Origin of the sequence: Nocardia sp. NPDC050697 (assembly GCF_040654395.1) — a bacterium.
Classification (GTDB): domain Bacteria; phylum Actinomycetota; class Actinomycetes; order Mycobacteriales; family Mycobacteriaceae; genus Nocardia.
This window is the reverse complement of the sequence record NZ_JBFAHY010000001.1, coordinates 117,288-137,088: the sequence shown is the minus strand read 5'-3', so window position 1 is coordinate 137,088 and position 19,801 is coordinate 117,288. Positions and strand designations below refer to the sequence as shown.

Sequence of the window (19,801 nt, the reverse complement as noted above, 5' to 3'; positions counted from 1 at the left end):
TCGCCCAGCTCAGCGGGGCTTCCGGTTAACGAGGATTCGTCTGTCGTCACTTCGATGCTAGCGGCCCGCTCCCGGCCGCCGATCGAGGCCCGCCACTACCAACCGGTAACCTCGCCCGGGTGATCCAGCTCATCCGCTCCCCCCGTGCCCTCGCGCTGCTCGCCGCGGTGCTGGTGGTGTGCGCGGCGGCGGTGCTCGCGCCGCTGCCGGGCCCGGCCCGGGTGCAGGAGTGGGCGGACTCGGTGGGCCCGGCCTTCCCGCTGATCTTCTTCGCGATCTACGCGCTGGTCACCATCGCGCCGGTGCCGCGAACGGTGCTCACGGTGAGCTGCGGGGTGCTCTTCGGGGTCGGGCTCGGGCTCACCGTCGCGCTGGCCGCGACCACGGTGAGCGCCGCGCTGGCGCTGCTGCTGGTGCGCAGGCTGGACGGGCGCCGGGTGGCGGCGCGGCTCACGCACCCCGCGGTGCGCGCGGTGGACGAGCGGCTGCGCCGCCGCGGCTGGCTGGCGGTGTGGTCGCTGCGGATGATCTCGTTCGCGCCGTTCTCGGTGGTGAACTACTGCTGCGCGCTCTCCTCGATCCGCTTCGGGCCGTACCTGGTCGCGACGGTGCTCGGCTCGCTGCCGGGCACCGCCGCGACCGTGATCCTGGCGGACGCGCTGGTCAGCGGCACGTCGCCGGAGATGATCGCGGTCTCGGTGGCGTGCCTGCTGATGGGGGTGGCGGGGCTGGTGCTGGACAGCCGCTGGCAACCGGCGGTCGGAGCCGACGATGCCGCGGTCAGCGCGGACTCGCTCCCGAGTAGCGCCGCACCGCTACCGGGACCGCGAGGCTGAGCAGCGCGGCGATCCAGAGCGCGCTCGCCGCGATCGGGTACCGCAGTGGCCAGCTCGCGTCGGCGGCGGGATGCGCGTCGGCGAGCAACAGCCGCAGCGCCGCCACCACCGCGCTCACCGGATTCCACTCGGCGACGGCCGCGAGGACGGCGGGCATGGTGGACGTCGGCACGAAGATATTGGAGAACATGATGGTGCCGAAGATGAGCGGTGCCGTCTGCTGGAGCACCTGCTCGTCGCGGATCGTCGCGCCCAGTGCCACGCCGAGCCAGGCCAGCGCGAAGCGGAAGCCGACGAGCAGCGCGAGGGCGAGGGCGATCTCGCCGGGCCCCGCGGTGATCCGCCAGCCGGAGAGGAAGCCGACCCCGGCCATGACGCCGAGCGCGAGGATGCCGATGAGCGTCTCCGCGACGGCGATTCCGGCCGGGGCGGCGATCGGGGCGAGCGGTAGCGCGCGGATCCGGTCGGTGAGCCCGCTGCGCAGGTCGGCGGCGGCGGTGACCGCGGTGGCCACGACGCCGGTGGCGGCGACCAGCACCAGGATGCCGGGGGTCAGGTAGGAGCGGTAGGCGACGACGTCCTGCCCGGCGGCGAGCGCGCCGCCGAAGACGAAACCGAAGAGCAGCATCATGCCCGCGGGCGCGGCCAGCGTGATGGCGGGCAGCGCCGGGTTGTTGCGGTGGTCGGTGAGCACCCGGCGGACGAGGACGCGAATCGCGGTGCCGGCCGGGGTGGTGCGGCCGGGGGCGGTCATGCGGACCGCCGGGCGGTGAGCGCGAGGAAGGCGTCGTCCAAGGTACCGGTGCGCCTGCCGATGTCGCGGGCCTCGACCCCGGCGGCGTCCAGCGCGCGGACCACGGTGAGCAGCGCGGGCGCGGCGGCGGCGAAGGCGTAGGCGGTATCGCTGTGCGGCACCGGTGTTCCGCCGAGCCGGGCCATGACCGCCGCGGTGGCGGCGCGCTGCTCGTCCGGCACGGCCACCTCCAGCCGGACGCCGACGGTCCGCACGATCTCGGCCGGGGTTCCGGTGGCGACGATGCGCCCGGCGTCGAGGATGGTGACGGCGTCGGCGAGCCGCTCGGCCTCGTCCAGATACTGGGTGGTGAGCAGCACGGTGGTGCCCGCGGCGACCGCCTCGGTGAGGTAGCGGTGGATGTCGTCGCGGCTGTGCGGGTCGAGGCCGGTGGTCGGCTCGTCCAGGAAGAGCACCTCGGGACGGACCACGGTGCCCGCCAGGATGTCGAGCCGGCGGCGCATGCCGCCGGAGTAGGTGCGCACCAGGCGGTCACCGGCGTCGGCGAGATCGAAGCGGGCGAGCAGCTCGTCCGCGCGGCGGCGGGCGGCGGGGGCCGCGAGGCCGTTGAGCCGGGCGAACATCACCAGGTTCTGCCGCCCGGTCGCCATCGGGTCGACGGCGTGGAACTGGCCGACCAGCCCGATCCGCCGTCGCACCGCGCGCGCCGCCGTCACGGTGTCGTGGCCGAGCACCGTCGCGCGGCCGCCCGAGGGGCGCAACAGGGTGGCGAGCATGCGCACGGTGGTGGTCTTGCCGGAGCCGTTCGGCCCGAGCAGCGCGTGCACGGTGCCCGCGGGCACCCGGAGATCGATGCCGTCGACGACGGCGCGCCCGCCGTAGTGCCGCCGGAGCGCTTCGGTTCGGATAGCGGACACCACAACCCCTCGATTGGGAACAACGTTCGCAGTTCACGCTACCCGACCGCGTACAGCGTTCGCAATCAGCGGCTCGAGGCATTCTGGTCCGATGTCATCCGCGAACTCACCGTGGCTCCGGGCCGAGCAGGTGCGGCCGGGGCCGAGGCCCGCGCACACCCTGGACGACATCGCCGCGGCCTGCGTGCTGATCGCCGACGAGGCCGGGCTGGCGGCGGTTTCCATGCGGCGGGTGGCGGAGCGGCTCGGCACCGCGGCCGCCTCGCTGTACCGCTACGTCGACGGCAAGGACGACCTCTTCGCGCTCATGGTCGATCACGTGGCGGCGGAGTACGAGTTCGCGCCGCTCACCGGCGATGTGCGCGCGGACGTGCTCGCGGTGGCGGAGCAGGTCAGGGCGCTGCACCGCAGACATCCGTGGGTGCAGCGGGTGACGCCCGCGGCGCTCGGGCCGAATTCGCTGCGCTACCTCGACCACCTGGCGGGCGCGCTGGGCCCGGCGGGGCTGGACGGCGCCACCGTCATGGTCGGGATCGCGCAGCTCACCGGGTGGATCAGCACCTTCGCGGCGCAGGAGGGCGCGGGGGCGGTCGGGCAGGATCCGGGGGCGATGCTGGCCTTGCTGGCGCGGGGTGACTATCCGCATCTGACCGCGCTTCTCGCCGGCGCGCCCGCCGCGGGTGGCGGGTTCGATGCCGATGCGGCCTTTCGGGCCGGGATCGACGCGCTGCTCTTCGGGATCGCCGGGAGGAATCGGTAGCCGCGGAAGCCGTCGGCTGCGGTGAACCGTGTGCCCGGCCGCGGAAGCGCTGCCTCGCGAGCCCTTTACCCCGCCCGCAACCGCGCCAGTTCGTCCCCGCCGAGCACCGCCGCCACCCGGCCCTCGTGCGCGAGCAGCACCGGCCCGTCGCCCGCGCGCTCCAGCGCCGCGGCGGCGGGTTCGGTGCTGCCGAGCAGCGGAAGCGGCGGTTCCAGGTACGCGGCAACGGGTTCCGCGTCGCCGGCGCCGGCGAGCGCGGCGGCCCGCACACTGCCCTGCACCTCGGCGGCGACCGGGGCACCCGGGGTGACCCGGTGCAGCACCACCGGCAGCACCGGGGCCGTGCCGAGCAGGGCCCGCGCCTCGCCGACGGTCGCCTTGGAGCCGATCACCGTCGCCACCCGGGACACCTCGGCCCGATCGCCGACCGACGGCTCGTCCAGCGCCCGCACCAGCGGAAAGCCGAACCGCCCCAGCCATTCGTCGTCGAAGTACTTGGACAGGTAGGCCCGCCCGGAGTCCGGCGCGATCACCACCACCACGCCCTCGGGGCCGAGGTCACGCGCGACCCGCAGCGCGGCCGCGATCGACGTCCCGGAGGAGCCGCCGAGCAGCAGCCCCTCCTCCCTGGCCAGCCGGTGCAGCAGCGAGATCGCCTCCACGTCGCCGACGCGCTCGATGCGCGCCGCCACCTCCGGGTGGTACGACTCCGGCCAGAGATCCTCCTCGGTGTCGGGGTGCAGGAAGTGCCCCACCGACTCCACGTACCAGGCGCGGCCGTCGCCGCCGCCGTAGACCGAGGTGGCCGGGTCGGCGCCGATCACCGTGACCCGCCCCGCGGAGACCTCGCGCAGGTACTCCCCCGCCCCGGTGATGGTGCCGCCGGTGCCGACCCCGGCCACGTAGTGCGTGACCCGGCCCTCGGTCTGCGCCCAGATCTCCGGGCCGGTCGTATTGCGGTGCGCCTCCGGGTTCGCCGGGTTGTCGTACTGCCCGGCGAACCAGGCATCCGGCGTCTCCTCGGCCAGCTTCAGCGCGATGCTGCGGATGTGCTCGGGGTGGCCGACCGGCCTGCCGCCGGGGGTCACGTGCACCTCGGCGCCGTAGGCGCGGAGCAGCGCCACCTTCTCCCGGCTCGACTTGTCCGGGACGACCACGATGGTCCGGTAGCCGCGCGCCGCCGCGATGGCGACCAGCCCGATGCCGGTATTGCCGGAGGTCGCCTCGACCACGGTGCCGCCGGGGCGGAGCACGCCGGATGCCTCGGCGGCGTCGATCATGCCGAGCGCGGCCCGGTCCTTCACGCTGCCACCCGGGTTCAGGTACTCCAGCTTGACGTAGACCGTGGCGGCGATGCCGTCGGTGACCCGGTTCAGCCGGACCAGGGGGGTGCCGCCGATGGCGGCGTCCACCGATTCGTAGACCCCGGCGCGCGGGCGCACGGCGGTCACGCGCCCGACCTCGGGTGTTCGTTCCGCGCCATCGGCTCACCTTTCCCACGCACGACCGGGACCACCGTCAGCTTCGCACCGGCCGCGGGCGGCCGGAAACCCTTCGGGTCAGCGCGATCCGATCAGGAGGGCAGCCACTCCGGCGGGGTCACCTCGACGGTCACCGGCTCGCTCCCGCGCAGCACGGTGCAGGCCAGCGCGACCTCGATCGCCTCGGCGAAGAGCAGCCGCTGCAGCTCCCGCGCCCCGGTGAGCACCGCCTCGCCCGCGCGCAGCAGCAGATCGCCGCGCTGGATCCCGGCCCGGTCGGCGGGGCCGCCGCGCACCACCGCGGTGACCCTGGCCCCGGCCGCCTGCCCGGCCACCGCGCGCAGCCCGGGCGGCACCGGCGCGGCCGCGACCACGACGCCCAGGTAGGCCCGCCGCACCCGCCCCTCGGCCAGCAGCGCGTCGAGCACCCGGTGCGCGACCGCGCCGATCGGCACCGCGAGCCCGCCGATCCCCGCGACCCCGGTGAGCACCCCGACGACCCGCCCCGCGGAATCGGCCAGCGGCCCGCCGGCGGCGTGCGGCTCGCAGCGCACATCGGTGTGCAGCACCTGCTCCACCAGCCGCCCGGCCCGCCGGGAGAGCACCGGCACGGCGCGGTCGACGGCGCCGACCACGCCCGCGCTCACCGCGCCGCCGGGGCCCGCCGGGTCGGCCAGCGCCACCACCAGCCTGCCCAGCGTGAGGGTGTCGGCATCGCCGAGCCGCGCCGGGGCCGGGCCGCCGCCGCGGGCGCGCAGCACCGCCAGGTCGCTGAGCGGGTCGCTGCCGGTCACGTCGGCGACGGCGACGGTGCCGTCGGCGAACCGCACGTCGGCGCTCTCGGCGGGGCCGATCAGGTGCGCGCTGGTGAGCAGGTGCCCGTCGTCGGTGCAGACCACCGCCGACCCCGCCGAGCGCCGGGTGGCGACCCCGGCGACGGCGGGCAGCACGGTGTCGGCGACCGCGCCGACCGCGCGCGAGTAGGCGTCCGGCACCGGCTCCCCCGCCCGCACCGGTTCCGGCAGCTCGCCGGGTTCGAATCCTCGCGACACCGCGCACCACCCCTGCTCACCGGCCGGATACATCCCCGTCCAGCGTGCACCGATCCGGCCCGCGCCACGCCGAAAACACCGCGTGCACGGCGTGTTTCCGGGTCATCCGGCACCGCGAGGTCACGAACTGCTCCGGCTGCGGCGCGCAATCCCACCGCCCCGGCCCCCGGTCCGCTGCGGTCAGCGGTTGCGCCGCGCCACGACGGCGAGCGCGACGGCCACCGCGAGCATGGTCAGCGGCACGGTGGCGAGCACCACGTGCTGCCAGGAGAGCTCCGGCATCCAGCTCGCATCGATGCCGTAGAGCGCGGCGATCAGGATGGGCGGCAGCAGCACCGCGGAGAGCACCGCCGACGCCTTGACGATCCGGGTGTGCTCGGCATCCAGCCGGGTGCGCAGCGACTGCTGCAGGTAGCCGACCCGGTCGTGCTCGAACCCCGCCTGCTGCGCGACCCCGTCGACATCGTCGAGCAGGTCGTCGAGCAGCGGCCGCAGCCCGGCGCCGCGGCCGGTGGCCTCGGCGCGCAGGTGCCTGGCGGCGCGCGCCAGCCGCACCTGGGAGCGGCGGGCCCGGGAGAGGATGTCCTCGGCGGCGCCGATCCGGGCCATGAGCTCGCGCACCGCGGTGGGGGCGATCTCCCGGCCGTAGTGCACCCCGCCGGGGCCGTCGATATCGTCGCGCAGCGCGTCGAGCAGCGCGCCGCCGTGCGCGACCACCTGCTCGGCGGCGTCGTTCAGCGCCCAGAGCAGCGTGTACATGACGCCGTGCGGGGAGGCGGTGAGCTCCGCGCGCCTGCGCATCTCGACGATGGCGGCGTCGAAGGGCGGGAAGTGCTCGCGCGGCTGCAGCGTCACCAGGAACTCGCGGCCGAGCGCGAAGACCACGCTGTTGTGCTCCACCCGGCCCGCGCGCAGGTAATCCAGCGCGACCGGGACGTAGAGGAAGTCCTCGGTGGCCCAGATCCGCTCGCCGGCCTCGGCGAAATCGACCCCGAGCCGGTCGCGGAGCACCGCGGCGGTGTCGTGGTCGCCCGCGGGCAGCGGAATCCAGTGCTTCTGCAGGACCTCGGTGTCGAAGCGGACGGGAGAGACGGCGGAAACGGCCACGGCGCCCTACCCTCCGTGCGAGACTGCTGCTGCCGCGCGGAGAACGATTGCGCGCGGGCACTTCTCGGCAGTCGGGTGGATCGTGGTCATGGCAGGTCCTTCCGGGTCGTGAGCGAGGGTTCCCGGAGCGCACCCGACTTCCGCGCACGAGCTCCAGGGGGTGGACGCGCGACGTGCGCCGCCGACCATTAGAAAACCCGCTGTGCCCGTTCGTCAATCGCGCAGACGGATGTTCCCCTCCACGTCACCGGGGCGAAAGCCGGGACGGGGCGAGACCGATCGGTCTCGCCCCGCTCCGCTACTGGAAGGTGCCCGGCGGCTGCCACGGCTTCCCGAGCGGGTCGTCCGCCCGGTGCGCCGGTGGGCGCTGCTGCTGCTCGGGCTGCGGCTCCGGCTGCGGCTGCGCCGGGGGGACGGCCCGCTGCGGCGGAATCACCGGTTGGTGCGGCGCGGGCTCGTGCCTGCTGCTCCCGGTGGGCGGGGAGGTGTCCACCGGGGTGCGGGCGGTCTCCTCGGCGGCGCGCACCGCCTGCGCGATGGCCGGGTCGGGGGCGGTGTCGAACCAGTCGGCCACCTCGTCGTCGCCGTCCTCGGGACGGCTCTGCGCGGCGTCGCCCGCGGGCGGCTCGTAGCGGAACACGCCGTCCGCGCCCTGGCTGCCGAAGCTCTTCGCGAAGCCCTCCAGCGCCTTGCCGAAATCGCTCGGCACCAGCCACACCTTGTTGGCGTCGCCCTTGGCGACCAGCGGCAGCGTCTGCATGTACTGGTAGGCGAGCAGCTCCGGCGTCGGCTTGCCGGACTTGATCGCGGCGAACACCTTCTCGATCGCCTTCGCCTGGCCCTGCGCCTGCAGGTAGGCGGCGGCGCGCTCGCCCTGGGCGCGCAGGATGCGGCTCTGCCGCTCGCCCTCGGCGGAGAGGATCGAGGACTGCTTGCCGCCCTCCGCGGCCAGGATCTGCGCCTGCTTCTGGCCCTCGGCGGTCTTGATTTGGGATTCCCGCGTGCCCTCCGCGGTAAGGATCATGGCCCGCTTCTCGCGGTCCGCCTTCATCTGCTTCTCCATCGACTCCTGGATCGACGGCGGCGGGTCGATGGCCTTGAGCTCCACCCTGGCCACCCGCAGGCCCCAGCGGCCGGTGGCCTCGTCCAGTACCCCGCGCAGCTGGCTGTTGATCTCGTCGCGGGAGGTCAGCGTCTCCTCCAGGGTCATGCCGCCGACCACGTTGCGCAGCGTGGTGACGGTGAGCTGCTCGACCGCCGCGATGTAGTTGCTGATCTCGTACACCGCCGCCTGCGGGCTGGTGACCTGGAAGTACACCACCGAGTCGATCTGCAGCGTCAGGTTGTCCTGGGTGATCACCGGCTGCGGCGGGAAGGAGACGACGCGCTCGCGCAGGTCGACCTTGGCGCGCACCCGATCCGCGAACGGGACCAGGAAGGTCAGCTGCCCGGAGACGGTGCGCGAGTAGCGGCCGAGCCGCTCGATCACCGCAGCCTCGGCCTGCGGCACCAGCGCGATCGACTTGAACACCACCACCACGACCAGCAGGACGAGGACGGCGGCGACGATCAGTACAGCCATTACGGCCCCTTCCAGACGACGGCGGTCGCGCCGTCGATCTTCATCACGTACACGCTCGTGCCCTCTTCGTAGGTTTCGTCCGGATTCAGCGGGCGCGCGGTCCACACCTCGCCGTCGATCTTGACCTGCCCGGCGTGCTCGGCCACCGGCTGCAGCACCAGCGCCGTCTTGCCCGGCAGCGCGTCCACGTTGGTGGCGATCGGCGGGGGCGTGCCGAACTTCCGGCGCAGCACCGGGCGCACCCCGGCGAAGAGCACCAGCGTGATGGCGGCGAAGACCAGCGCGTCGACGACCAGCGAGGTGTCGAAGGCGGCGCTCACCCCCGCGGTGCCGAGCGCGGCCAGCCCCAGCGTGAGCAGGGTCAGCTCCCCCGTGAAGATCTCCGCCGCCGCGAGCAGGATTCCCGCGACCAGCCAGACGATTGCGGCCACGCCCCAACTCTAGCCGCCGGGGCCCACGTTCCGGGCGGTTGCGCGCGGCGCGGCCGGAACGACCGCACCGGCGGGTAGTTTCGGGAGCCGTGAGCGGGCACGACAGGTACGGCGACATCTACTCGGGGCATTCCAGGGCGCGGCGGCGGGCGGTGCCCGAGGTCGCCGCCGAGCGCGACCTGGTGGTGGAGGACGCGGCGAGCGGATTCTGCGGGGCCGTCGTCGGATTCGACCGCAGCTACGACGGCGAGTTCGTGAAGCTGGAGGATCGGCGCGGCGCGGTCCGGCTCTTCGCGCTGCGCGAGGCGGCGTTCCTGCTCGACGGCGAGCCGGTCACCCTGGTGCGCCCGGCCGCCGCGGCGCCGGCGGCGGCGACCCGCTCCGCCTCCGGCTCCACCCGGGTCGAGGGGCTGCGCGCCCGGGTCGCGCGAGGCAGCCGGATCTGGGTCGAGGGCGTGCACGATGCCGCGCTGGTGGAGCGGGTGTGGGGGCACGACCTGCGGGTCGAGGGCGTGGTGGTGGAGCACCTGGAGGGGCTGGACAATCTGGCCGCCCGGCTCGCCGAGTTCGAGCCGGGGCCGGGCCGCCGGGTCGGGGTGCTGGTCGACCATTTGGTCACCGGCACCAAGGAGGACCGGCTGACCCAGGGGCTCGGGCCGTATGTGCTGGTCACCGGGCATCCCTACGTCGATGTGTGGCAGGCGGTGAAGCCGTCGGCGCTCGGCATCCCGGAGTGGCCGCGGGTGCCGCGCGGCGAGGACTGGAAGACCGGCATCTGCACCCGGTTGCGGTGGGGTTCGCCACAGGACGGCTGGCGCCGCGTGCAGGCCGGGGTGCACAGCTTCCGCGACCTGGAATCGCCGCTGATCGGCGCGGTGGAGCGGCTCATCGACTTCGTCACCGAACCGGAGTGATCGCCGGGTCGATCCGGTTGCGCCGGTGCCGCCGTCGACGTCGCCCGCCGCTCGCTGACAGCCTCTATGCTCGAATGTCATGTGCTCCCCCAGTGCCACGCTGACGGTCTGGGCCGGCTCCTGGCTGGCCGGCTGCAGCGCGCCCGACGACGTCCTGGAGGCGCTGCAGGCCTGGTCGCCCACGCACACCATCGCGGCGGGCGACCCGGTGACCGGCGGCCGCACCGACCTGCCCTGGTCCGCGCACGGCAATGCGGGCGCCGGAATCATGGCGCTGCTCAAGGTGATCCGCGAGGCGATGGCCGAACCGGGCGCCCGCATGCGGCTGGTCCTCCCGGTCCCCGGTGACCTGCGCGGCCTGCCGCCCGGCACCGCCTTCGCCGCCGACGCGCTGGAGGCCGAGGAGGGGCTGCTGATCGGGGTCCCGGGCGGCGAGGGCACCGGGCTCATCCCGCACTGGACCGACGAGGGCACCCTGCAGTGGACCGTCTACAGCGCCCCGGTGCGGCCCGAGCACGGCCAGGACATGTCGCTCGGCGAGGCCGAGTACGCCATGCGCGAGGCCGTCCGGGACGCCGCCGACGCGCTGCAGCAGCTGCACACCACCGCCATGGGCGGCGGCTCCGGCGACCCGCGCGAGCTGATCGAGGCCGAGCTCGCCGACTACTCCCGGCACGACTACCCGGACTCGGTTCCGCTGCGCGCCAGGCGAATCCTGGACACCGCCGACCACGTCGCCGCCATCCTCACGGTGGCGCAGCGGGAGCCGGCCGCCCGCCCCACCTCGGCCAGCTCGCACGGTGCGCAGGAGACGCTGCTGCGCCCGCTCTGGGACGCCATCCGCGCCGCCCGGCTGGTCGCCGTGCACGCCGCCGCCCGCCCCGCCTGACCACTCACCCCGGGAGCCGGGGCCGGGGCGCCGTCGGCAGCCGCCAGCCGAAGAGCAGGCCGAGCAGCCGCAGCCCGGTCGCCGCCACCGCCCCGGTGACCAGCCACACCGACTGCGGCACCGCCGTGTAGGTGCCACCGAGCGCCACGATCGCCGCGCCGAGCACCGCCGGGACCGCGTACAGATCCGACGGCTGCAGCAGCAGCGGGATCTCGCGGACCAGCACGTCCCGCAGGATCCCGCCGCCCACCGCCGTCAGCAGCCCGACCAGCGCGGCCGCCGACGGGCTGCTGTGCAGGTCGAGCGCGAGCGCGGCGCCGGTGGCGGCGAAGAGCCCCATCCCGATGGCGTCGAGCACCAGGATCGTGCGGCGCAGCGCGGCGAAGGCCGGGTGGAAGAAGAACACCACCAGCGCCGCGAGCGAGCCGATGCCGATCGGCACCCAGTCCTGCACCGCGACCGGCGGCGTCCGGCCCAGCAGCACGTCGCGCAGGATGCCGCCGCCGACCCCGGTGAGCACGCCCACCGTGAGGATGCCCCAAAGGTCGAGGTCCTTGCGCACGCCGACCAGGGCGCCCGAGGCGGCGAAGACGGCGATGCCCGCGCCGTTCAGGATTTCCGGCAGCATCACAGCATCGTGCCGCACGCGGACCGCAGGGCGTCGTCAGCGGGTCCGCTCCGGCCCGATCGGCAGGCCGGCCCGGACCCGGCGCTTCAGCGCGCGGAAGTCGCCGATGCCGTCGACCAGGACGAGCGGGTTGCCGTCCTCGGCCTCGTCGTCCAGCAGGCGCAACACGGAGCGGTCCAGGTGCTCGAGCAGGCGGGGATCGTCCAGCTCGAGGTACGCGGGTGCGCTGCCGATCGCGAGCCGCGGTCTGCCGATCACGACATCGGCGGCCAGCTCGCCACCCATGGTGAAGTGGTGCTGCTCGCCGTAGAAGAGCGCGCAGTGCACCGAGCCCCCGATATCCGCGGCGCAGTCGTTGTAGTCGCCGACGACGCGGTTCGCGCGCAGGTCGCCGCCGACCTCCAGCCAGCCCGCGGTCACCACGTCGCGGGCCCGCAGGTCGCCGCCGACCAGCAGGAAGGTCTCCGGGTCGTCGCTGTCGGTGTAGACCCCGTCGACGGTCAGGTCGCCGGTGACGACGAGCAGGAACGCACCCGCCGCGGCCGGGTCCAGATCGCCGCGCACGTGCAGGTCACCCTCGACCACGACGAAATCGCCCTCGTAGTCGTCGATCTCGTCCACGGCCTCGACCAAGCGGGCCCGCTTGCGCTCGTCCCGCACCGGGGCGAGCAGCTCCAGCAGCCGTTCCCGTGGCAGGTCACCGTGCTTCCACCGCCTGGCATTCGCGATCACCCGGCCGAAGCTACCGGAGCCGATTTCGCTTCTCGGCGTGCGGTGTGTAACGTAGGGGATGCGACGCGGGGTGGAGCAGCTCGGTAGCTCGCTGGGCTCATAACCCAGAGGCCGCAGGTTCAAATCCTGTCCCCGCTACCACGGTGGCCCCGGAGGAATTCCTCCGGGGCCACAACTCTTTTCAGGCCTGGGGTCTCCCGGCGCCCGCCCTCCTTTCTCGGTCAGGAAGGGCGGCGCGGAGGTGCGCAGCAGCCGACGGCGCAGGGGGTGCCGTCGGGGGTGCAGCCGAAGCCGGGGACGGTGCCGAGCTTGCGGGCGGGGGCGGCGTCCAGGTGCTCGCCGATCAGCTCCAGGACGAGCTGGGCGAAGCGCGGGTCGGCGCCGGGGGTGCCCGCGCGGGCGAAGGCCATGCCGAGTGCGCGGGCGCGCTCCTCGGCCTCGTTGTCCAGGTCCCAGATCACCTCGAGGTGGTCGGAGACGAAGCCGACCGGGCAGACCACGACGGCGTCGATTCCCTTGCCGCTCAACGCATCCAGGTGGTCGACGATGTCCGGCTCCAGCCACGGGATGTGCGGGGGGCCGGAGCGGGACTGCCACACCACGTCGAAATCGGCGAACCCGGCCGCCGCGGCGCAGAGCCGCGCCGCCTCGGCGACCTGGCGCGAGTACAGCTGCCCGCCGAGCGCGGGCGGCCCGGCGGCGCCGTCGGCGGAGACCGGAACGGAGTGCGCGGTGAAGACCAGCCGGGCCCGGTTGCGCCGGTCGGCGGGCAGCTCGGCCAGCGCGGCGCGGATGGCGTCGGCGAACGCCTCGATCAGCAGCGGGTGGTCGAAGTACTGCCGCAGCTTCACCAGCCGCGGCGCCGCCGCACCCACCGCACCCCGGGCGCGGGCGATGTCCTCGTGGTACTGGAGGCAGCCGGAGTACCCGCCCCACGCGGAGGTCGGGAAGACCAGCGCCGAGCGCACCCCGTCAGCCGCCATCCGGCCCACGGTGTCCTCCACCATGGGGTGCCAGTTCCGGTTGCCGAAGTACACCGGCAGCTCCAGCCCGGCGGCCGCGATCTCCGCCTCCACCGCGGCGATGATCGCCAGGTTGAGCTCGTTGATCGGCGACCGGCCGCCGAAGTGGTGGTAGTGCTCGGCCACCGCGAGCAGCCGCTCGTGCGGGACATTGCGGCCCCTGGTCACGTTCTCCAGGAACGGCATCACGTCCTCGGGACGCTCCGGGCCGCCGAACGACAACAGCAAGAGTGCGTCGGCCTGTGCGGCCACGGGAGCCTCCTCGGGGTCGGTCAGTTGAAGCTCTCCGGGAACCAGGTGTTGTGGCTGGCGCCGCCGTCCACATACACGATGGAGCCGGTGGTGGCGGGCAGCCAGTCGGAGAGCAGCGCCACGATGGACTTCCCCACCGCGGTCGGGTCGTCCACGTTCCAGCCGATCGGCGAGGCGCCGTCCCAGTACTCGTTGAGCTGGTTCAGCTTCGCCGCGTCGTCGGTGGCGGTGCCCGCGATGGCCTTGGCGGCCAGCGTCTTGATCGGGCCCGCGGCGACCAGGTTCGAGCGGGCCCGCTTGGCCTCGCCGACCTCGCGCGCCACATACCGGTTCACCGACTCCAGCGCGGCCTTGGCCACGCCCATCCAGTTGTAGTACGGCATGGCGGTACGCGGATCGAAGTCCATGCCGACCAGCGAGGCGCCCTCGTTCAGCACCGGGAGCACCGCGCGGGCCAGCGAGGCGTAGCTCCAGGCCGAGATCTCGAAGGCCTTGGCGGCGTCCGGGCCCGGCCCCTCCAGGAACGGCTTGGCCTCCGGGCCCATGAGGGTGCGCGGGGCGAACGCGATGGAGTGCAGCACGCCGTCCAGCCCCTGCGGGGCCAGCTCGCGGACCTTGCCCGCCAGCGCGTTCAGGTCGTCCTCGTTGGTGATGTCGAGGCCGATCGCCGGCGGGACCTCCTTGGGCAGCCGCCTGGCGATCCGGTCGATCAGCCGCAGCCGCTCCGGGATCCCGGTGATGAGCACCGTCGCGTCCTGCTCCTGCGCGATCGCCGCCGCGCGGAACGCGATCGACGCGTCGGTGATGATCCCGGTGATCAGGATGGTCTTGCCTTCGAGCAGTCCGCCCATGGGTTCTCGGTTCTCCTGAGGTTCGTTGAAAGGTGTGCGACGAGCGGGTCAGTGGCCCATGCCGAGGCCGCCGTCGACGGGAATCACGGCGCCGGACACGTAGCCCGAGTCCTCGGAGGCCAGGAAGCTGATGACAGCGGCGACGTCCTCCGGCTTGCCCTTGCGCCCCAGCGGGATCGCCTGCACCGCCATCTCCTGGTACTTGTCGTCCAGGCTGTTGGTCATATCGGTCTCGATGAAGCCGGGTGCGACCACGTTGGCGGTGATCGAGCGCGAGCCGAGCTCACGGGTGAGCGAGCGGGCCATGCCGATGACACCGGCCTTGGTCGCGGCGTAGTTCACCTGGCCGGCCATGCCGGCCATGCCGACGACCGAACCGAGGAAGATCAGCCGCCCCCAGCGCGCGCGCAGCATCGCGCGGTTGGCCCGCTTGGCGACCCGGAAGGCACCGGTCAGGTTGGCGTCGAGGACCTTGGTGAACTGCTCTTCGCTCATGCGCATGAGCAGGGTGTCCTCGGTGATCCCGGCATTCGCCACCAGCACCTCGACCGGCCCCTGGTGCTGCTCGACCTCGGTGAACGCGGCATCCACCGACGCGCCGTCGGTGACATCGCACTTCACCCCGAACAGCCCGTCGGGCACCCCCGAACCACGGTGCGTCACCGCGACCTTGTGACCGTCGGCGAGCAGACGCTGGGCGACCGCGAGCCCGATGCCGCGGTTTCCTCCGGTCACCAGGACCGAACGGGATGTGGTGTTCGACATGCGATCAACCTACCCGTTCGAATACCGCGATCACGACGAGGCCACCAGGTTTGTCGGACCGTCATCCGCGCACGGCCGCCGTCGTGTGAGACAGCACAACGGCGCCGCGCGGATCACGGCAGCCGCTGGCGGCGGAGCAGCCCGGTGACCACGCCCGCGGCGACGAGCAGCATGCCGAGCAGCAGCCAGGGGCGGCTGGCGTCGCCCCGGGTGAGCTCGTAGCCGATCTGCTCCTCCAGGGTGTCGTAGACCGAGGTCAGCTCCTGCAGCGAGGACGCCGTGTAGAACTCGCCGCCGGAGAGGCGGGCGATCTCGCGCATGGCGTCGTCGTCCACCTCGACCCGGACGTCGTCGGTGCCGCCCTCCGGCCGCGGGATGTGCACCACGCCCCACTTGGTGCCGAAGGAGATGGTCGAGATGGGCACGTTCTTGGTCTTGGCCAGCCGGGCCGCGACGAACTCGTGCCGGGGATCGTCCTGGTCGTTGAAGTCGGGGACGGTCTGCTTGCCGTCCGACATCAGCACGATCCGGGCGGGCGGCGGCTCCTGCGCCCCGCCGAGCACCGAGGCGAGCGTGTCGATGGCCTGCAGCGCGGTCAGGATGCCCTCACCGGTGGCGGTGCGCTCGGCGAGCTTGACATTGTCGATCGAGGCCTTGACCGCCTCGTGGTTCGTGGTCGGCGAGACCATCACCGACGCGGTGCCGGCGAAGCTCACGAAGCCGATGTTCAGCCCCTCGGGCAGCCCGTCGACGAAGTCCTTGCCCGCCTTCTGCGCCACCTGCAGCCGGTTCGGCGCGACGTCGGTGGCCTCCATGGAGAGCGAGACGTCCATGACGATCATGACGGTGGCGCGGTTCCGCGGCACCTTCTGCACGCTGGTCGGCCCGGCCGCGGCGATGGTCAGGAAGATCAGCCCGACCAGCATGAGCGCGATCGGCGCGTGCCGGAACGGGCTCGGCCTGGCCGGCGCGACCTTCTCCAGCAGCTCCATATTGCCGAAGCGCAGCATCTGCCTGTGCCTGCCGCGCTGCACCAGCACGTAGCCGAGCACGATGATCGCGACGACGGCGAGGAATCCGAGCCAGATCGGCGCGTTGAAGTGGGAAATGCTCACTGACGAGGCACCCGCCCGGTCGGGGCGCCGAAGCTGTGGCGCCGGGTGGACACGAACCGGACCACGTCGGCGATCCAGTCCCGGTCGGTACGCAGCGGGAGCACCGGCGCGCCGCAGCTGCGCAGCGCCTGCTCCACCTGGGTACGGTGCTGCTCCGCGGCGGCCGCGTAATCGGCCCGCAGGGTATTCGTGACGCTGAACTCGCGGGTGCGCCCGGTCTCCGGGTCGTGCAGCACCACGTCGCCGACGTCGGGCAGGGTCAGGTCGCGGGGGTCGAGCACCTCGACGGCGAGCAGGTCGTGCCGCGCCGAGATGGCGCGCAGCGAGCGCTGCCAGTCGATCTCGCCGAGGAAGTCGCTGATGATCACCGCGAGGCCGCGTTTGCGCTGCGGCCTGCGCAGCGATTCGATCCCGGCCTTCAGGTCGCCGCGGACGCCGTCGGCGGCGTGCGGGGTGGTGGCGATATCGCGCAGCAGCGACTGCGCGTGCACCCGCCCGCTGCGCGCCGGGATCCGCACCAGCCGGTCGCCGGTCGCGACCACGGCGCCGATCCGGTTGCCGCCGCCGCTGGTCAGGTGGGTGACGGCGGCCGCGGCGGCGATCGCGAGATCGCGCTTCTGGCACAGCGCGGTGCCGAAATCCAGGCTGGCCGAGAGGTCGACCACGATCCAGGTCTCCAGCTCGCGGTCGGCGATCATCTGCCGGACGTGCGGGTTGGTGGTGCGGGCGGTGACCGACCAGTCCATCTGGCGCACGTCGTCGCCGGGCTGGTAGATCCGCGCCTCGCCCGGTTCCGAGCCGGGGCCGGGGATGAGCCCGAGGTGGTCGCCGTGCAGCACGCCGTCGAGCCGGCGGCGCACCGTGAGCTCGAGCGTCTTGAGCGCCGCCGTCAGCTTCGGGTCGGTGAGCTCACCGGCACGGAACGACGGCGGGGCATGGGTCGGATTCGGCACGCGGGCAACCGGTTCGGAGGCCGCCGTCACTGCGACTGGTTGTTGCCGGCGGCCTGCGGGACCGGCGCGCCCTGCGGATGCTGCTGCGGCGCTGGCTGCGGCGGCACGCCCTGCTGCTGCGGGTACGGCTGCTGCTGCGCGGGGGCGGGCGGGGCGCCCGCGCCGTTGCTGCCCGCGACCGCCTGCGGCGCCACCTGCGGCAGCCCGACGGTCTGCAGCACCCGGCGGATCACGTCCTCCGGCGAGATCTCGTCGGCCAGCGCGTCGTAGGAGAGCACCAGCCGGTGCCGCAGCACGTCCGGGATCACCTCGACCACGTCCTGCGGGACCACGTAGTCGCGGCCGCGGATCAGCGCCACCGAGCGGGCGGCGGCGATGATGCCGAGGCTGGCGCGCGGCGAGGCGCCGTAGGCGATCCAGCTCGCGACATCCGGCATGCCGAACTCCAGCGGCTTGCGGGTCGCGGCGATCACCCGGACCACGTAGTCGACGAGCGCGTGGTGCACGAAGGTGTTGGCGGCGAGCTTCTGCAGCCGGATCAGCCCCTCGGGGTCGAGGATCCGGTTCGCGGTGGGCGGGGTGACGCCCATCCGGTAGATGATCTCGCGCTCCTCCTCGACCGTGGGGTAATCCACCACGACCTTGAAGAGGAAGCGGTCGCGCTGCGCTTCGGGGAGCGGGTAGACGCCCTCGCTCTCGATCGGGTTCTGGGTCGCCATGACCAGGAACGGATCGGGCATCGGGTAGGTCTTGCCGCCGATCGAGACGTGCCGCTCGGCCATCACCTCGAGCAGCGCCGACTGCACCTTGGCGGGCGCGCGGTTGATCTCGTCGGCGAGCACGAAGTTCGCGACCACCGGGCCGAGCTCGGTGTCGAACTCCTCCTTGCCCTGGCGGTAGATCCTGGTGCCGACGAGGTCGGTGGGGACCAGGTCCGGGGTGAACTGCACCCGGGAGAAGGAGCCGCCGACCACGGTGGCGAAGGTCTCGACGGCGAGCGTCTTGGCGATGCCGGGCACGCCCTCCAGCAGCACGTGGCCGCGCGCGAGCACACCGACGAGCAGCCGCTCCACGAGCCGGTCCTGGCCCACGATGACCCGCTTGACCTCGTAGATCGCCTTCTCGAGGAGCTGCACGTCACGCTCCAGGGTGCTGCCGGGTGCGGGCGGGTCCTTCGCCAGACCTACCCCGCTCACACCATCCGTCGAAGTCACCAACATCCCCGCTTTCGCCTCGGTCCTGTGCGTGCTGCCACAACTATTCCAGGTAATGGGCCGCTCCGCCGCAACCGGTGCGACTTCGGCTGCCGCGCACCCGGTCAGCCGGTGACGATCCGCACCGCGTACGGCATGATCCCGCCCGTGCGGACCGGCGACACCTTCACGACGTCGCCGGACTGCGGTGCTTCGATCATGGTGCCGTCGCCGAGGTAGAGCGCGACGTGCTGGCTCCCGCCCGCGCCCCAGAAGAGCATGTCGCCGCGGCGCCGCTGGTCGACCGGGACGCGGGTACCCGCGTTGTACTGGTAGCCACTGTAGTGCGGCAGCGCCACCCCGATCCCGGCGAAGGCGTAGAGCATCAGCCCGGAGCAGTCGAAGCCGACCTTCTTGTAGTCGCCGTGCTCGTCGGCGACGCCGCCGTCCTTGATACCGAGGGTCGGGCCGTCCTCGTCGCCGCCGCCCCAGGCGTAGGTGACGCCGAGCTGCGACATGGCGCGGTCCACCACGGTCTCCACCGCACCCGAGCCGTGCACCGAGGGCGAGGAGGGCTTCGGCTTCTTCGGCTTGCCCGGCGTGGCGGGCGTCGCCTCCAGCTGGGTGTGCGGCCTGCTGCCCTGGTTCAGGGTGGCGGCCCGGTCGCGCGCGGCCTGGTCGACGGCGGCGCGGGCGGCGGCCGCGGTGGCCGCGGCCCTGATCGCCGCCTCCTCGGCCTTGCGCTGCCGATCCCAGTCGATCCAGACGGCGCGCTGGTCCTGGAGCCCGGAGACGGTGGAGCGGGCCGCGTCCAATCTGCCCTGGGCGGCGTCGCGGGCCTGCTGTAGCACGTTGCGCTGCACGGTCTGCCGGTCCAGCTCGGCGGTCGCCGCGGTCACCGCGTCCTGCGCCGCGTCCTTCTTGACCTCGGCGTCGGCGGCGGCCGCGTCCGCGACCGACTTGGCCTGCCGCGCCTCGGAATTCCGGTTGCCCTGATCGAGCTGCGCGCGGCGCAGCCCGTCCAGCACCGACTGCTGCCGCCGGGAGACCAGGTCGAGCACCTGGGCCCGGTCCAGCGCGGCATCCGGGGTGGCGGCGGAGAGGTAGCTCACCATGGTCGTGGCGCCGGGGCGGGTGTACGCCTCGGTGGCGAAGTCGTCGAAGTCGTTGCGGGCCCGCGTCACCTGGTCGCCGGCGGCGGAGAGCGACTGCAGGGTGTCGGTCACGTGCGCGGCGGCGTCATCCGCGGCGTCCCTGGCGTTCTGCAGGTCGACCAGCGCCTTGTTGACCTCCTCGCGGGTGCGGGCGACGGCATCGTCGAGCACCTGCAGCTGCTGGTCGGCGGCGGCGACCTCGTTGACGAGGCCGCTCACTGCGGCGACGCCGGAGTCGACCTCCGCCCCGGCCCGCGCGATCTCCTGGTCGCTGGGGTTCGGCGGCGGGGGCGGCACCGCGAGCGCCTGCCCGGTGCCGATCAGCAACACCGCAGCGATCAGCAATCCCGCAGCGACACGTAGCGGACGGCGTTTCTTCGGTTTGCCACTCTCACGCATCGGTACCTCCAGCG

Annotated in this window: 20 protein-coding genes and 1 tRNA gene; 5 read left to right on the top strand and 16 right to left on the bottom strand. The window is 73.4% G+C overall.

The window, feature by feature from the left end; all coding sequences use genetic code 11:
- Positions 1–119 precede the first annotated feature (119 nt).
- Positions 120–836 carry a TVP38/TMEM64 family protein gene (locus AB0H71_RS00675; RefSeq protein ID WP_357013322.1) on the top strand — a complete coding sequence of 239 codons (717 nt, stop codon included), beginning with the start codon at positions 120–122 and terminating at the stop codon, positions 834–836.
- Here AB0H71_RS00675 and AB0H71_RS00670 read toward each other — a convergent pair.
- Both AB0H71_RS00670 and AB0H71_RS00665 read right to left on the bottom strand, forming a co-directional pair.
- Positions 781–1,590 carry an ABC transporter permease gene (locus tag AB0H71_RS00670; RefSeq protein WP_357013320.1) on the bottom strand — a complete coding sequence of 270 codons (810 nt, stop codon included), beginning with the start codon at positions 1,588–1,590 and terminating at the stop codon, positions 781–783. The genes AB0H71_RS00675 and AB0H71_RS00670 overlap by 56 nt on opposite strands.
- A complete protein-coding gene (locus AB0H71_RS00665; RefSeq protein ID WP_357013318.1) occupies positions 1,587–2,507 on the bottom strand; it encodes an ATP-binding cassette domain-containing protein in 921 nt (306 codons plus the stop codon). The genes AB0H71_RS00670 and AB0H71_RS00665 overlap by 4 nt, the downstream gene beginning before the upstream one ends.
- Positions 2,508–2,598: 91 nt before the next feature.
- Between AB0H71_RS00665 and AB0H71_RS00660 the strand changes: the two genes are divergently transcribed.
- Positions 2,599–3,267, top strand: a complete 669-nt coding sequence (locus AB0H71_RS00660) for a TetR/AcrR family transcriptional regulator (RefSeq protein WP_357013316.1) — start codon at positions 2,599–2,601, stop codon at positions 3,265–3,267.
- A 65-nt stretch (positions 3,268–3,332) separates the two neighbouring features.
- Here the strand turns inward: AB0H71_RS00660 and AB0H71_RS00655 are convergent, their stop codons facing one another.
- The 5 genes from AB0H71_RS00655 to AB0H71_RS00635 all read right to left on the bottom strand — a co-directional run bounded on the left by AB0H71_RS00655 (position 3,333) and on the right by AB0H71_RS00635 (position 8,920).
- Positions 3,333–4,718, bottom strand: a complete 1,386-nt coding sequence (locus AB0H71_RS00655) for a pyridoxal-phosphate dependent enzyme (RefSeq protein WP_357013314.1) — start codon at positions 4,716–4,718, stop codon at positions 3,333–3,335.
- Positions 4,719–4,840: 122 nt separating this feature from the next.
- Positions 4,841–5,800 (bottom strand): S1C family serine protease, encoded by a 960-nt coding sequence (locus AB0H71_RS00650; protein ID WP_357013311.1) that lies wholly within the window; start codon positions 5,798–5,800, stop codon positions 4,841–4,843.
- A gap of 180 nt (positions 5,801–5,980) precedes the next feature.
- On the bottom strand, positions 5,981–6,907 hold the full coding sequence (locus AB0H71_RS00645) for a CorA family divalent cation transporter (RefSeq protein WP_357013309.1): 927 nt from the start codon (positions 6,905–6,907) through the stop codon (positions 5,981–5,983).
- A gap of 298 nt (positions 6,908–7,205) precedes the next feature.
- On the bottom strand, positions 7,206–8,489 hold the full coding sequence (locus AB0H71_RS00640) for an SPFH domain-containing protein (RefSeq protein WP_357013307.1): 1,284 nt from the start codon (positions 8,487–8,489) through the stop codon (positions 7,206–7,208).
- Entirely contained in the window at positions 8,489–8,920 is a 432-nt protein-coding gene (locus AB0H71_RS00635; protein WP_357013304.1) for an NfeD family protein, read from the bottom strand. The genes AB0H71_RS00640 and AB0H71_RS00635 overlap by 1 nt, the downstream gene beginning before the upstream one ends.
- A gap of 89 nt (positions 8,921–9,009) precedes the next feature.
- Here AB0H71_RS00635 and AB0H71_RS00630 point away from each other — a divergent pair, with 89 nt between their 5' ends.
- Both AB0H71_RS00630 and AB0H71_RS00625 read left to right on the top strand, forming a co-directional pair.
- The gene (locus AB0H71_RS00630) at positions 9,010–9,834 is read left to right on the top strand and encodes a DUF3097 domain-containing protein (protein WP_357013301.1); all 825 of its coding nucleotides are present in this window, start codon (positions 9,010–9,012) and stop codon (positions 9,832–9,834) included.
- A 79-nt stretch (positions 9,835–9,913) separates the two neighbouring features.
- Positions 9,914–10,723 carry a hypothetical protein gene (locus AB0H71_RS00625; protein WP_357013298.1) on the top strand — a complete coding sequence of 270 codons (810 nt, stop codon included), beginning with the start codon at positions 9,914–9,916 and terminating at the stop codon, positions 10,721–10,723.
- Between the two features lie 4 nt (positions 10,724–10,727).
- Here the strand turns inward: AB0H71_RS00625 and AB0H71_RS00620 are convergent, their stop codons facing one another.
- Together AB0H71_RS00620 and AB0H71_RS00615 are read right to left on the bottom strand one after the other, a co-directional pair.
- Entirely contained in the window at positions 10,728–11,351 is a 624-nt protein-coding gene (locus tag AB0H71_RS00620) for a TRIC cation channel family protein (RefSeq protein WP_357013295.1), read from the bottom strand.
- A gap of 36 nt (positions 11,352–11,387) precedes the next feature.
- Positions 11,388–12,083 carry a hypothetical protein gene (locus AB0H71_RS00615; RefSeq protein ID WP_357013291.1) on the bottom strand — a complete coding sequence of 232 codons (696 nt, stop codon included), beginning with the start codon at positions 12,081–12,083 and terminating at the stop codon, positions 11,388–11,390.
- A gap of 64 nt (positions 12,084–12,147) precedes the next feature.
- Here AB0H71_RS00615 and AB0H71_RS00610 point away from each other — a divergent pair.
- Positions 12,148–12,224 (top strand) — tRNA-Met (locus AB0H71_RS00610).
- 80 nt (positions 12,225–12,304) lie between these two features.
- On the opposite strand, the gene AB0H71_RS00605 is transcribed toward AB0H71_RS00610, so the two are convergent.
- The 7 genes from AB0H71_RS00605 to AB0H71_RS00575 all read right to left on the bottom strand — a co-directional run bounded on the left by AB0H71_RS00605 (position 12,305) and on the right by AB0H71_RS00575 (position 19,733).
- Positions 12,305–13,357: a ferrochelatase gene (locus tag AB0H71_RS00605; protein WP_357013289.1), complete on the bottom strand. Its 1,053-nt coding sequence runs from the start codon at positions 13,355–13,357 to the stop codon at positions 12,305–12,307.
- Positions 13,358–13,377: 20 nt separating this feature from the next.
- On the bottom strand, positions 13,378–14,208 hold the full coding sequence (gene inhA / locus AB0H71_RS00600) for an NADH-dependent enoyl-ACP reductase InhA (protein WP_357013286.1): 831 nt from the start codon (positions 14,206–14,208) through the stop codon (positions 13,378–13,380).
- A 48-nt stretch (positions 14,209–14,256) separates the two neighbouring features.
- Complete coding sequence (gene fabG1, locus AB0H71_RS00595) at positions 14,257–14,973, bottom strand: 3-oxoacyl-ACP reductase FabG1 (protein WP_357013283.1); 717 nt, start codon at positions 14,971–14,973, stop codon at positions 14,257–14,259.
- Positions 14,974–15,086: 113 nt separating this feature from the next.
- Positions 15,087–16,088 carry a VWA domain-containing protein gene (locus AB0H71_RS00590; protein ID WP_357013281.1) on the bottom strand — a complete coding sequence of 334 codons (1,002 nt, stop codon included), beginning with the start codon at positions 16,086–16,088 and terminating at the stop codon, positions 15,087–15,089.
- On the bottom strand, positions 16,085–17,041 hold the full coding sequence (locus AB0H71_RS00585; protein ID WP_357013278.1) for a DUF58 domain-containing protein: 957 nt from the start codon (positions 17,039–17,041) through the stop codon (positions 16,085–16,087). Before AB0H71_RS00585 ends, AB0H71_RS00590 begins: the two co-directional genes overlap by 4 nt.
- A 26-nt stretch (positions 17,042–17,067) precedes the next feature.
- Positions 17,068–18,261 carry a MoxR family ATPase gene (locus tag AB0H71_RS00580; protein WP_357013275.1) on the bottom strand — a complete coding sequence of 398 codons (1,194 nt, stop codon included), beginning with the start codon at positions 18,259–18,261 and terminating at the stop codon, positions 17,068–17,070.
- A gap of 98 nt (positions 18,262–18,359) precedes the next feature.
- The gene (locus AB0H71_RS00575; protein WP_357013273.1) at positions 18,360–19,733 is read right to left on the bottom strand and encodes an NlpC/P60 family protein; all 1,374 of its coding nucleotides are present in this window, start codon (positions 19,731–19,733) and stop codon (positions 18,360–18,362) included.
- Positions 19,734–19,801 lie beyond the last annotated feature (68 nt).